This is a genomic window from Victivallis lenta (genome assembly GCF_009695545.1).
Taxonomy (GTDB): Bacteria; Verrucomicrobiota; Lentisphaeria; order Victivallales; family Victivallaceae; genus Victivallis; species Victivallis lenta.
On the sequence record NZ_VUNS01000008.1, the window covers coordinates 77,626 to 90,618 of the forward strand.

7 protein-coding genes are annotated in these 12,993 nt (G+C 62.2%); 2 read left to right on the forward strand and 5 right to left on the reverse strand.

Annotated features, from left to right (window positions below):
- Positions 1–13: 13 nt before the first annotated feature.
- The 4 genes from FYJ85_RS09250 to pepT form a co-directional block, all read right to left on the reverse strand.
- Entirely contained in the window at positions 14–1,123 is a 1,110-nt protein-coding gene (locus FYJ85_RS09250) for a LacI family DNA-binding transcriptional regulator (RefSeq protein WP_206213069.1), read from the reverse strand.
- Between the two features lie 330 nt (positions 1,124–1,453).
- Positions 1,454–5,578 (reverse strand): glycoside hydrolase family 2 protein, encoded by a 4,125-nt coding sequence (locus FYJ85_RS09255; RefSeq protein WP_154418098.1) that lies wholly within the window; start codon positions 5,576–5,578, stop codon positions 1,454–1,456.
- 24 nt (positions 5,579–5,602) lie between these two features.
- Positions 5,603–6,337: a prepilin-type N-terminal cleavage/methylation domain-containing protein gene (locus FYJ85_RS09260; protein ID WP_154418100.1), complete on the reverse strand. Its 735-nt coding sequence runs from the start codon at positions 6,335–6,337 to the stop codon at positions 5,603–5,605.
- Between the two features lie 578 nt (positions 6,338–6,915).
- On the reverse strand, positions 6,916–8,139 hold the full coding sequence (gene pepT, locus FYJ85_RS09265) for a peptidase T (RefSeq protein ID WP_154418102.1): 1,224 nt from the start codon (positions 8,137–8,139) through the stop codon (positions 6,916–6,918).
- Between the two features lie 174 nt (positions 8,140–8,313).
- Between pepT and FYJ85_RS09270 the strand changes: the two genes are divergently transcribed.
- The gene (locus FYJ85_RS09270) at positions 8,314–9,609 is read left to right on the forward strand and encodes an acetylxylan esterase (RefSeq protein ID WP_206213070.1); all 1,296 of its coding nucleotides are present in this window, start codon (positions 8,314–8,316) and stop codon (positions 9,607–9,609) included.
- A gap of 50 nt (positions 9,610–9,659) precedes the next feature.
- Here FYJ85_RS09270 and FYJ85_RS09275 read toward each other — a convergent pair whose 3' ends face one another.
- Positions 9,660–10,508: an ATP-binding protein gene (locus FYJ85_RS09275; RefSeq protein WP_106054191.1), complete on the reverse strand. Its 849-nt coding sequence runs from the start codon at positions 10,506–10,508 to the stop codon at positions 9,660–9,662.
- 146 nt (positions 10,509–10,654) lie between these two features.
- Here FYJ85_RS09275 and FYJ85_RS09280 point away from each other — a divergent pair, with 146 nt between their 5' ends.
- A complete protein-coding gene (locus tag FYJ85_RS09280) occupies positions 10,655–12,991 on the forward strand; it encodes a protein kinase domain-containing protein (protein ID WP_154418106.1) in 2,337 nt (778 codons plus the stop codon).
- Positions 12,992–12,993: the final 2 nt, after the last annotated feature.

The window sequence follows — 12,993 nt, forward strand, 5'->3', positions numbered from 1 at the left end:
CGTCAACCGGAGTTCAGGCCTGGCCGGGGGTGATCAGCAGCGTGGGGATTTCAATCTTCCGCGGCGGACTCTTCCGGTCGGACCGGCGCAGCTCAATCAGTTCGCAGATCCGGTCGGTCAGCCGGGCGTAGTCGACGCTGCTGGTAGTGATTTTCGGATGCCAGTACTGGAATTCCCGGAAATCCCCCTCGCCGGAGAGTTCCAGGTCGCGGCCCGGCTGCAGTCCGAATTCCATCGCGATGGAGGCCGCTCCCTGCGCGACGATATCGTTGTGGCAGATCACCGCTTCCGCCGCTTCGAGCGCGTCGCGGTTCTCCCGCAGCAACTCGCGGGTGAGCTCGAACTCCCGGAACATATTGAAGTCGTTCACGTTTTTCGCGGAGAGAATCCGCCCGGAACAGTCCGGGTGCGAAACCAGCGCCCGTTTGAAACCCTCCAGCTTCATTTCGGCATCGTAGCCGTAGAAATCCGGACGCAGCGCCTTGATGTTGCAGCTTGAAATGAACAGGAAACGGCGCTTTCCCATCGCATGAAAATGTTCAAACAGCCGCTCGATCTGGCAGTCGTTGCGCCAGAACAGAAAATCGAACTCGGCATCGATGCCGGAAAAATCGCCGTGACGGCGAACCTCCCCGGTGGAGTAAACCTCGATCATCGGCAGGTTGCGCCGGAACAGCGTATCGCACATCAGATTGTTCAGCTGCCCGAAATTGATCAGGCAATCCAGTTCGAGCAGCTGTGTGTTCCAGACGCTGCGGGAATCCTCGCCGTCGATCCGCAGAATTTCCAGAGACATATTCAGCCGGGTATTGATCGCATCCTCCAGATCGCACAGGAAGCGCTGCACCAGCGGATTCGCCGCCGTGCGCAGCACCGGCTGGCAGCAGTCCTCCCCCATTACGAAACCGACCTTGCCGCGCCGCTGGGCGCTCCGGCGCATCAGGATGCCGCCGATGTGGGGCCGGTAATTCAGCTCTCGCATCGCCTCCTTCACGCGGAGCCGCGTCTCCGGCGAGAACGGAAACACCTCGGTCCCGTTGATGAAGCTCGACACCGTCGAAGTGGAGACCTTCGCCAATCTGGCGATGGTGTTGATGTTGATTTTGGCCGTTTCGGCTTCCATTCGCTTTATGATCTTTCCATAATTAACATATCTTTCACAACTGGCATCGCGTACAAGTTTCATGAGTGAAACACCCCCCCGGGAAAGCTCCGCCTCGGGCGCTCCGTGCAGAATCATCGATTTCACTGCTGAGCGAACTGCTTCGCCGCCGGGCGTCTCCGACGGCCGGAAACTTCGCGCCGCCGGAACCCGCCCGGGCCGGACGGTCCTGAAAATGACGGGGCAAGCCGTCCGCCGTGATAAAAACCTGCGCACGGTGCTGACTGGTAAAATAGCGGCCCCGACGGAATTTGTCAAGTTTTCCGCCGAAACCGCACATGAAACGACGACTTACTCCAGTATGACCTCCTTCAATTCGAATTTCATCGCGGGCCGGTGAATATCCGGCAGGCGCATGGAGCGGTAGTAGAGGAAAAGCTCGCCGCGCTGCCGGTCGAACGTGAAGCCGCCGGTGTTCTTCATCCGGGTTTCGATATCCAGCCGGTACTTGTGCCAGCGGCCGTCCCCCTTCAGCGCGACTTCGCCGCAGAGGTTCGCCTGCCAGTCGTCGCGGGGGAACAGGAACTGCACGGTTTCGTCCGTCGCGGATTTCGCGAGGAAAGTCAGATAGCGGTACGGCCCCGCAGCACCGGCCTTGTCGTAGACCAGCAGCGCCGCCGGAACCTCGCCGGCAGGCGAATCGGCGAATTCCACCGTCAGCGTGTTGTCCTTGCCGAAGTCGGCGGCCGTGACTTTCCCCGGAACCGTGCTGCCGACCTCCATCGTGCCGCCGGCATGGCGCAGCCGCTCCGGCGCAGTGATATTCAGCAGCCGTTCGCCGGATTTCTCGCCGGTCACCGCCACCAGTACCGGAACCGGAGTGCCCGTCGGCAGCCAGTCGATCTCACTGCCGCGCGTCTCGGCGGCGGAGAGAAAGTCGATGGAACGGATTTCAACGTCGGTTTTCGGATTCTCCCACTCGGCAACCCAGGTCGCAACCTCGTGGCCGCCGCCATTGGGGCGGACGATGCCGGTTTTCGCCTCCGGCAGGCGGCGGGGATTCCACCAGTCGCCGATGTTCACGCCGCCTTCAAGCGGATAATCGATGCTGGTTCCGTCGGCGTAACGGATGCGGTAAGCACCCGCCTTGCCCTGTCCGCCCCATGCGGCGGTGTGCAGAAAGAAGAGCCGTGAGAATTTTTGCCCCACCGGGATCTCCCGGATCGCGGCGGGAAAACGCGGGCGTTCGGAGCCGCGCAGCACCAGACAGCTTCTGCCGCCGTTGCGCTCGGGATCGAGAATATGGAACCGGATGCCGCCAGCCTCCTGAATACCGGTCGGCATGGTACGGAAATCCTGGCTGCCCTGATCGGTCCAGCCTCCTTTGCCGTCATTGGCGGTTTCGTCGCGGAAACCGGCATTCGCTTTGGTGGAGAGATCGAGAAACACCAGATTCTCCGGAACTGCGTGATAGCGGTTGGAAACGGCCTCCGCAAGCAACTGCACGTCGTCGCGACGGGGAACGGCTCCGGAGGCGTAGTCGAGCAGGTTGGCGAGATAAGTCGCGGCAGCGCTGTCCGAATCGCGGCCGGCGACCGCGTTCAATTGCGACAACAGCAGCAGCCCCTTGCCTTCGGCGGCCTCCGCGAGCGCCATGCCGACGTCCAGTTTCCCGAGCATCGGACCTTTGGCCGCAACCGCGTTCCGGGTGAAAGGCAGCAGGGAGTTGTTCACCGTATCGCCGTTCGCTGCGTTGTTCCACGTGTCGAAGTTACGGTAGTCCAGCCCCCGGAACACCGGATGCTGCGGCAGCACCAGGTCGACGAAGGTGTTGGCGGCGGTGGAGAGCGCCAGCCCGCCGGGAAACGTGCTTTTGATATTTTTCTGCTCCATCACCAGCAGCGTTCCGCCGAGTTCGGAGAGAAAACGGTTCAACTCCGGGGAATCCGCGAGTTTGAGCTGCTGCTCTTCGACAACCTCCGGCGGCACAATCAGCAGGCCGGGCTCCTGAAGTTCCGCGATGGAAGCGACTTTGCGGAATGTGATCCGGTGCGCATCGAGAATCCGCGCCATCGCCGCCACGTTGCCGGGGGCACCGGTATCGAGCAGGAAAACCGGCTGCTTCGCCCGGACGGAGCGGGTCAGCACCGCCGGGTCCTGTACAAACGTATCGTAATAATTCCGGCCGACGGTCCGGCCGTTTTCCCGCAAGGTCAGGCGCATCTGGTAGTGGCCCGGTTCCAGCGCGGGGAGCGTCAGGACGACATCGGCGGAACTCCGCTGCTGTGCGGCGGGGCCGTCCATTTCAAAGGAGGCGGCCGGCGTGATTTTCCCGTCCTTTTCGGCAACCATTTCCACATCGCAGGTCAGATTGCGGCAGGCCCGGTTTCCGGCGTTATGCACGGTGAGAGTCCACGGCGTGGCGCGGCCGGAAAACAGGTTGCCCGGAAACAGCAGGTTGTCCGTATGCAGCGACGGAAGCAGCTGCTGATTCCAGAGCGTCGCCGCCGCCAGCCCCGGATTGCTGAACCACGGCGCGAAGCCGGTGAAATGCGGATTGAGCCGATAAAGTTCGAAGATCCGTCGTCCATACCGGGCCTGCGCCCAAAGCCAGAAATCGGAACCGACCGCCTTGAAGAGCGGAACGCAGCCGGTGAAGCCGATGCCGTTCGGATTGGCCCAGTTGGTCGGGCGGGACGCATACTCCAGATAGTCCTGGAGAAAACCGGCCCGGAACTTCGGATCGGGATAGATACCCCACGAGAAACCGACGTTCTCCCACGAGACCAGCGGCCGCGAGAGCCGCTCCTTTTCGCCGTAGATGCGGAGCATTCCCTGCCGAAGCGTTTCCAACTCCTCCGGCAGCCGGGTCCACGGCTGCGACAGCGCTGTGTAGGTGTGGATGTCGAGAAAATCGGTGTCGAGCCGCTCCTCGCCGTAGGAGGGCCAGCTCCCGGAGGCGGAAAAGGAGCCGACCGGACGCTTCTGCTTATCCAGCGCGCGGATCAGCGCGACCTGCCGGTCCATCTCGCGAACCACCTGCGGCAGGTTGCGGTGGATCACCTCGTTACCGAGCGACCACATTGTGACCGACGGGTGGTTGCCGGTCGCGTGGAAAAACTCCTCCAGTTCCTGCGAATTGACCCGGGCGAATGCGTCGGGCTCGATGGAGTTGGTGAAACACCAGCTCCATTCGTTGTAGATCATGATGCCGCACTCGTCGGCAATTTCCAGCGCCTTCGGCACGATCGGCATATGGGCGTTGCGCACCATGACATAGCCGTGATTCAGGTAGCCGAGCAGGAACGCTTCGAGTTTCCGCTCCATTTCAGCGGCGGATGCGCCGGTGCCGCCGTAATCCACCGCGGGGATATTTTCCCCGAAGAGATAGATCGGCTCGCCGTTCAGCAGGAACCGGCCGTCCGCAATGCGGAACTCCCGGAAACCGAACCGGGCGGCGGCGGCGGATATGATTTCGCCGTCCTCGCCCGCAAGCGTCAGGAGGAAGTCATACAGATACGGAGAAGCCACGCCCCAGCGCCGCGGATTTTTCAGCGGCACCGTCAGCGTGAAGTCATTGACGCCCGGCTTCAGCGTCAGTCCGGCAAGAGAGGTTTCGCCCGCAACGGCTCCCGCCTCCCGCTTCATCGCCGAAACCGCCCGGCCTGCGGCGGAAACCGTGACCGGCCGCGAACCGGGATTCACGACCCGGCAGTCGACCGAGACCGACGACGAGGCAAGGTCGGGAGTCACGGTGAGCCGTTCCGCCCGAAGCTGCGGTTCGAGCGAAAGCGTCACATCCTGCCAGATGCCGCCCTTGATATTGTGGATCGCCCACTGCGAACCGTAGGTGCGGTCGACCTTGTGCTGCACGCCGAAAGTCGGGCCGTTGTCGGAAAAAACGCGCACGGCGAGCACGTTTTTTCCCGCTTTCGCCGCTTCGGTCGCGTCGAGCCGAAACGGGGTGAAGTCGCCGTGGTGGCCGCCGATCCTGACGCCGTTCAGGAAAACGTCGGCGTCGTAGCCGACCACGTCGAAATTCAGCAGCACGCGCCGGTTCTGCAATTCCTCCGGCGTCAGGTCGAAACTCGTGCGGTAGTAGCCGCGCACGTAAGGGGTGACGGTGGTCTGCTTTTCCGGATATTTCAGATACCAGTTCAGCGGCACCGCGATGTCGTCCCAGCCGGAGTCGTCGAACTCCGGCGCGGCGTACCGGCGATCCTGCCCGGCATCCGCCGGAATCGGCTGGTCCGAAGTCTCAAGACCGGAGCACTTCCAGACGCCGTTCAGCGAGCGTTTCCGGATGAAGTCGCCGAGCCGTTTTTTACCGTCCGGCAGGACAAGTTCGGCCGCCGGAACGGTTTCGGCCCGTCTGTACTGATGCGGGGCGGGCAGATAGGGCGGCAGTTCCGCGGCGGCGGTCAGCAGCGCAGCGAAACAGGCGAGGCTGGCGAAGCCGGCGATTTTATGCGTCATCGTCTCTTTTCTCCTGATGGTCTTTCAGCGGTAAAAATTCATATTGATGCAGCTGTCGGGAGCGGTATTCGGGTCCGCCCCCCAGACGGCTTCGACTTCGGGGCCGCCCAGCGGCGCGACATGGCCGTCGAAGAAGCAGAAGTTGCTCCGGCTGCGGTGGCGGTAGGCGATCTGCCCGGAGCCGGACCGTTCGCCGTTGCTCAGGTAATCGAGCAGCTTCGGATTCCAGATCAGGTATTCCAACGCATCCGACCAGGCGGCAGAAGCGGAGGGGCGTCTGATACGCGAAACCTTGTAGGCCCCGGAATTTCCATAGACGTCGAAATAGGTGTAGCCGTAAGAGCTGTAGATCAATCCCCAGCCGTTTTTCGCCTCCTGCGCTCCGAAGGAGTCGGGACACATCAGGCCGGTCGGAAAAGCATCGCTGATCGGGTCCATCTGGTAGATGCCCGGAATGCCGAGCAGCGAGCGGAACATATCATTGCCGAAGTAGGAGCCGTGCGGAAACTGGAAATCGCCGACCAGACTCGGCATCCACCAGTCGTCGCAGTTGGCGGCGTACATCGCCCCCGCCGAGCCGAACTGCTTCAGGATGTTGACGCACTTGGTCGTCTTGGCCGCACTGCGCGCCTGGTTCAAGGCGGGCAGCAGCATGGCGGCAAGAACCGCGATAATCGCAATAACGACCAGCAGCTCAATCAAGGTGAACGGTTTGCGCATAATAGGGGGTATATGATGTTTCCGTGCGCGGCCTGTCATGATGTAACTCCTTTTGGTTAAATGAATTTATTCGTCCTCTGGCGGCAGAAATGTTCCGTCTGCTCTTCCTGGTCTCGTCCGTCTTCATTGTCGTGGGATTCGCGGGGGGAATACATTTCCCCCGCCCCCCATTTCTTACTCTGTGCCGGGCTTTCATTTCCCGTGGGCTGCCCCCTTGCCGCCCGCGGCGGTGAGCCTTCGCTCCGCTGCGTTCACATCCGCTGCGCGGCGCATACCGCGCTTTTTTGCCGGGCGGCAATGCTGTTTCATTTCACATACCCGGTATTATACAGAATCATCGTTGACCGGTGGACATTCCCGCCGACGCGGTTTCCCGGAGATGCCGTTGACCTGAAGCGTCGATTCATGGCCGTCTCCTTTCCCGGGCGACACGAATAGAAGTTGATTACGTATCGTATACTGACACTATAATTATACCTCAGACAGCGGGAATTGTCAAGAGCATTCCGCGAAAAAATTCGATTATTTACCGGCCTGCGCCATCTTATCCCGCCCGGCGGTTCTCATTGAAATACGCGGAGCCGGACCGCCGCACCGTCCCCAGCGGAACAGCGGCGTTACTTTTTGCCTGCAAACGCCTTGATGATGTTCAGGATGACCTGGACCGAACTCTCCATCTCCTGTACCGATGCGAACTCGCATTCGCCGTGGAAGTTGTAACCGCCGGTCCCGAGATTCGGGCAGGGCAGTCCTTTGAAGGAGAGCGTCGCGCCGTCGGTGCCGCCGCGGATCGGCACGATGACCGGCTCGATCCCGGCGGAACGGACGGCGTCTTCCGCGATTTCAATCAGAAACGGATGCTGCCGGATGATCTCCTCCATATTGCGGTACTGGTCCTTGATGGTCAGCACGACGGTTCCGGCGCCGTATTTCGCGTTCAGCGTCTCGGCCGCCTCCCGCATACGCCGTTTGCGCGCCTCGAACGAAGCGGCTTCGTGGTCGCGCAGCAGATAGACCAGCCGGGCATTCCCGACGCTGCCGGAAGTGTGAACCAGGTGATAGAACCCCTGAAAGCGCTCCGTCTTCTCCGGAACCTCATCCTGCGGCAGCAGGGAATCAAGCTCGAACGCGACCTTCTGGGCGTTGATCATCACGTCTTTGGCCGAACCGGGATGGACGGACCGCCCCCGGAGTTCGAAGGTCGCCGTCGCCGCGTTGAAGTTCTGGAACTCGATCTCCCCGGCGCCGCCGCCGTCGAGGGTATAGGCGTAATCGGCGCCGAAATCCGCAACGTCGAAATGGAGCGGCCCCTCGCCGATCTCCTCGTCCGGCGTAAAGCCGATGCAGAGCTTTCCGTGCGGGAGATCTCCGGCGGCAACCCGTTCGACGGCGGTCAGAATCTCCGCGATGCCGGCCTTGTCGTCGGCGCCGAGAAGCGTGGTGCCGTCCGTGGTGATCAGCGTATGCCCGGTCAGGCGGTTCAGTTCCGGAAAAACGGCCGGATCAAGCGTGCGGCCGCTGTCACCGAGCGGAATGACGCCGCCCCGGTACTCGACCAGCTGCGGACGGACGTTGTCGCCGGGAGCATCGGCCGAGGTGTCCATATGCGCCACAAGCCCGAGGGCCGGAGCCTCCCCGCAGCCCGCCGAAGGCGGAATTTCGCCGAATACATAGGCGAATTCGGAGACGCGGACCCGCTCGACGCCGAGCTCCCGAAGCTCCTTCGCAAGATGCCGGGCGAACTCAAGCTGCCCCGGCGTGGAGGGATGCCGCCCGGTGGAATCGTTCGACTGCGTGTTGAACCGGACATATTCGAGCATTCGTTCCGAAACGGTTTTCATGATGGTACCTCCTCCATTCGTTTTTGCTTTTACTATACCGCCGAAAACGCCGTTTTCCACCGTCCGCAACCGCCCGGCCCGGTACAATCCGGTCCCATTTTTGCGGAATGTGAAAGAAAGCGGTTGAAAGCCGGAATTCCGGACCTATATTCCCGTCAACTTCAGGAGGCACGCATGAAATATTCCGTCACGGCGGCTGCCGCCGCTCTATTGTCCGCCGCAGTTTTCGCGGGCGCCGGAGCCGCGCTCAATCCGGCCCGGGTGGAGGTGACCGGCGTCACCGACCGGGACCCGCTGAGTTACCGGGCGGGAGAAACGATCATCTTTGAAATCCGAACCGATTACGGCGGGCAGAAGGCGGAAGGCGACTACTTCCTGGCCTGGGAACGCTCCGGCGACGACGGCAGGACCGAGCGCGGCCGGGAGCGGGTCTCCGCCCGTCCTCTGGTGCTCCGCACCTCGCTGGACCGGCCCGGATTCGTCCGCATCACGGCGACGCTGCTGGACGCCGGCGGCAAGCCGCTGCCGACCCGCAACAACTGGGGGCAGCCGATGAACTGCGGCTTCGAGGGCGGCGCGGGAGTCGAACCGGACAAGCTCGCCGGGCTGCCGGAGATTGCCGATTTCGACGCATTCTGGAGGAGGCAGAAAGCGCGCCTCGCCGCCGTTCCGCTGAAGTACCGGCTCGAACAGCAGACGAGTCCCCTGAAAAACGTGACCGTCTACGCGGCAACCGTCGACTGCGCCGGGCCGCGCCCGGTCACCGGTTACCTGACCGTACCCGCCGGGGCGCGGAAGCGGTCGCTGCCCGTCCGCGCGGTCTTTGCCGGATACGGTGTCGAAAAACAGAATCCGCCGCAGCAGGGACCGGAGGATTGCATCGTGTTTCACGTGAACGCGCACGGCTTCGAATTAAACCGCGACGCCGATTATTATGCCGGATTCGCGCGGGCGATCGAATCCAACGGATTCTCTTACGCCTTCGACCCAAAGCAGAACGCCGATCCGGAACGCGCCTACTTCAACGGCATGGCGCTGCGAGTATTGCGTTCGCTTGAATTCCTGAAAGCGCTGCCGGAGTGGGACGGCGTCCGGCTGGAAGTCGCCGGCGGCAGCCAGGGAGGGCTCCAGGCGATCTGGGGAGCGGGGCTCGATCCGGACGTCACCGGCTGCAAGGCGGATATTCCGTGGTGCTGCGATCTGGCGGGGGCGGCGAAACTCGGGCGGCTGAACGGCTGGCACCCGGAATACCGGCGTCCGCTCGATTACTACGATGCGGTCAACCACGCAAAGCGGATCAGGTGTCCGGTGGAGATCACCCGGGCAGGCCTGGGCGACTACACCTGCGCGCCATCCGGCGTGGCAATCCTCTACAACAGCATCGAAAGTCCGAAAAAAATCACCTGGGTGCAGGGGTCGACCCACGGATACATGCCGAAAAATCCGCAACGCATCGTGAGAGAAAAATAAACCGCTGTATGCCGGTACGCACGAAAAGCCGGCGTTCCGGCTTTCCGGCTTTACAGCTGCCCCGGCGTCCGGCGCGCTTCCCGGACCGGCTCTCCGTTCAGGTCGATGATCCGGACATCGAGCGGAATCCGCCTGCCGGCCGATTCGAGCGCTTTTTCGACGATCGCGACGGTTCCGCCGCAGCAGGGCACCGTCATGCGGGCAACCGTAACCGAGCGGATGTCGTGGCGCCTGAAGATCTCCGCAAGCTTCGACACATACTCCTCCGTATCCTCATCGAGCTTCGGGCAGAAGATGACCAGAATCTTTCCATCCAGCAGCTCGCGGTGGAAGCCGCCCATCGCGCAGGGCACGCAATCCGCCGACACCAGCAGATCGGCTCCGTCGAAATACGGAGCCTCCGGATTCAGCAGCCGGAGCTGTACCGGCCACTGCCGCAGAGCCGACGGCGTCTCCTCCGGCGGAACGGCGGCGGCCGGCTTCCGCGGCGTCAGCGCCTTCGCCAGAGTGCCGGGGCAGCCGCGCCCGAGCGTCTCTTCCGCCGCCTCTTCCGGAACCGGTATGCCCTTTTCCCGCAGATATTCGACCGCGATCCGGTGAAGCTCCTGTTCGCCGTGCGATCTCAGGTGGTGCAGATGCGCCCTGACCGTATTGGCTCCCTGCGCGGCAATCCGCTCCATGACCAGCCGTTCGTCATAGGGAGCGGCTTCGCGTTCAGTCATCGTGATCGCGCCTTGCGGACACTCCCCGAGACATGCGCCGAGACCGTCGCAGAACAGATCGCTGACCAGCCGCGCCTTGCCGTCGATCATCCGGATCGCCCCCTCCGGGCAGTTCGGGATGCAGTTTCCGCAGCCGTTGCAGAGCTTTTCGTCGATTTCTATGATTTTCCGTTTCATTCGCATGGCCCTCCTTTTATTACGGTTTGTTATCATTCACTAACAATATACGCGGCTTTTCGGTAAAATCAAGGGAGTTTCATTGATTTTTCGAAGACAGCGGATTATATTGCTTTGATCGATCAACAACCTCCGGGTGAAAAGCCATGACTCATACGGACAACCAGCCGCCGGAACGGACGGAGCAGCAGGAGACCCGGACGCCCGTTTCCGAGCCGGAAGAGCGTACCATTCTCCTTCCCCGGACGGAAACGGGGGAACCCGGCGCAACGCCTCCCCCCGCAAAACCCGCCGCCCTCCCCGCTTCGCCGAAGACCCGTTTCTTCCAGCTGAAAAAACGGCGCGACGTCAACTCCGTCATGGAGGAGCTTCAGGATCACCCGGCCGAAGGGGAGGTCGATTTCTCCGGCGACGAGGAGAGCCTCGAACTGCTCGAGGAGAGCTACGACGTCGGAAAAAAATTCGCGGAGGGCGGCCAGGGCGAATTGTTTCACGGTTTCGACCGCCGGCTGAACCGGCTGGTCGCCCTGAAGTCGCTGCGCGGCGAACTTTCCGGAAACCAGCGGCTGCGACGGTTCTTCCTCTCCGAAGCGCGGGTCACCGCCCAGCTCGACCATCCGGCGATCGTGCCGATCTACACGCTGAATTCCGACCGGAAAGCGGGGCTGCACCTCGCGATGAAGCTGGTCAAGGGGCAGACCTTCAAGGCCTACCTCGAACAGATCTGCACGCACTACCGGCTCGACGGCGTAAACTCGTTCGACGAAAAGAAAGCCCTGCGCACCCGCCTCGACATCCTGCTCAAAGTCTGCGATGCGCTCGAATATGCGCACAGCCGCAACGTCATGCACTGCGACCTGAAGCCGTCGAACATCATGATCGGCGAATTCCGCGAAACCTACATCATGGACTGGGGCATCGCCCGGCGCATCCGGCATACGGAGAATGCGGCCGAAACACCTCCGCAGGAGGACGATTTCTGCGGAACACCGCAATACCTTGCGCCGGAGGTCATCCGGCACGAGCTGCGCGACCAGCGGGCGGACCTGTTCGCAATGGGCGCAATCCTGTTCGAAGCCGCCACTTTGAAAACCGCTTTCACCGGCAACTCCGTATCGGAGGTTCTGGCGAACATCGCCGACGGCCGGATGGAGCCGCTCGAACACCGTTTCCATGCGCCGATCGACGCGGACCTGAAGGCGATCATCCGCAAAGCGCTCGCCCCGGACCCGAAGCAGCGTTACCAGGAGATCAGGGAGTTTTCCGGCGATCTGAGGCGCTATCTGATGGGGCTGTCGGTGTCGGCCAGGCCGGACAATCCGGCCATGAAGCTGGTCCGCTGGTGCTACCTGCACCGCCGGCTGACGCTGGTCCTGATGCTCTGCGCGCTGCTGGCCGGAGTCGGCGCCCTCGCCTTCACGCTCTACCGGGAGTTCCGTTTCTCCGAAGAGCTCCGTTCGCGCGACTACGCCCTCGGCGCGGCCTACTCCCGCAGCACCCATGCCGGACATCTGCTCGACGAACAGTTTTCGAAACTCGAACTGATGACCGCTTCGCTCGCCGCCGATATCCGGTACCTGCTGAAGTACGATCCGCATCATGAAAAGGGGGAAGAACATGCGTTCCGCGCGGTTTCCGAGCTGCGCCGTCCCGGTGCGCCGGGACTGATCGACTCCGTCTTTCACCACGGCCGGATCGACCCGGAAAGCATCGCCTACAATGTGACTCCGGATACGAACCCGGAAAGCGTCGAACGCCGCCTCGAGCCGATCTCGCGTTACATTCCCCGGCTGCTGCAGACGATTCTCGAAAGCCCGGTCAACGCCCGCGTGACGGATTCGAATCTGGAGGAACTCAAAACCGCCGCCTTCCGGGACGGCACGCCGATCATCCGGGTTCTCTTCGGCTTCCCGGACGGGCTGTACGCGGCTTATCCGGCCGGGAACGGCTTCCCGGAACGCTACGATCCGCGCCGCCGCATCTGGTTTCCTCCGGCCGATGCCTGGAAGGAGAAACGGGCCGTCTGGTCGCGCCCCTATATCGACAGCGTTCCGCAGATCGGACTGGTCATCTCCTGTTCGGTTCCGCTGCGCATGCCGGACGGGCGCGGCAACGGGGTCTGCGCGGTGGATATCTCTCTGGACGAACTGATCGAGGAGCTGCACTCCTCCGGCAACGCGGGCCCGCACGTGCTCGAGAAGGCGATCATGGACGACGGCGGCAGAATCATCGTCTCCACCACCAGGGACTTCGCCGACATCGCCCGGTCGAATTACCGGAGCCCGGACGATGAGGTCGTCTTCAAGCAGCTCGAAAACCTCGCCGTTCTCGACGATATGAAAAAGCGGAAATTCGGAGTCGTCACCATCCAGGAGCCCGACGGAAACGAAACGGTCTACACCTTCTGCCACATCCGCTCGGTCAACTGGTTCTATATCGAAAAGCTCGACATGCGCAATCTGCTGGCCTTTTTCCGCCGCTGAGC

Excerpts from the sequence above, each read along its gene's own strand:
- FYJ85_RS09250 (WP_206213069.1), bottom strand. The coding sequence starts at position 1,123 with ATGGAAGCCGAAACGGCCAAAATCAACATCAACACCATCGCCAGATTG.
- FYJ85_RS09255 (WP_154418098.1), bottom strand. The coding sequence starts at position 5,578 with ATGACGCATAAAATCGCCGGCTTCGCCAGCCTCGCCTGTTTCGCTGCG.
- FYJ85_RS09260 (WP_154418100.1), bottom strand. The coding sequence starts at position 6,337 with ATGACAGGCCGCGCACGGAAACATCATATACCCCCTATTATGCGCAAA.
- pepT (WP_154418102.1), bottom strand. The coding sequence starts at position 8,139 with ATGAAAACCGTTTCGGAACGAATGCTCGAATATGTCCGGTTCAACACG.
- FYJ85_RS09270 (WP_206213070.1), top strand. The coding sequence starts at position 8,314 with ATGAAATATTCCGTCACGGCGGCTGCCGCCGCTCTATTGTCCGCCGCA.
- FYJ85_RS09275 (WP_106054191.1), bottom strand. The coding sequence starts at position 10,508 with ATGAAACGGAAAATCATAGAAATCGACGAAAAGCTCTGCAACGGCTGC.
- FYJ85_RS09280 (WP_154418106.1), top strand. The coding sequence starts at position 10,655 with ATGACTCATACGGACAACCAGCCGCCGGAACGGACGGAGCAGCAGGAG.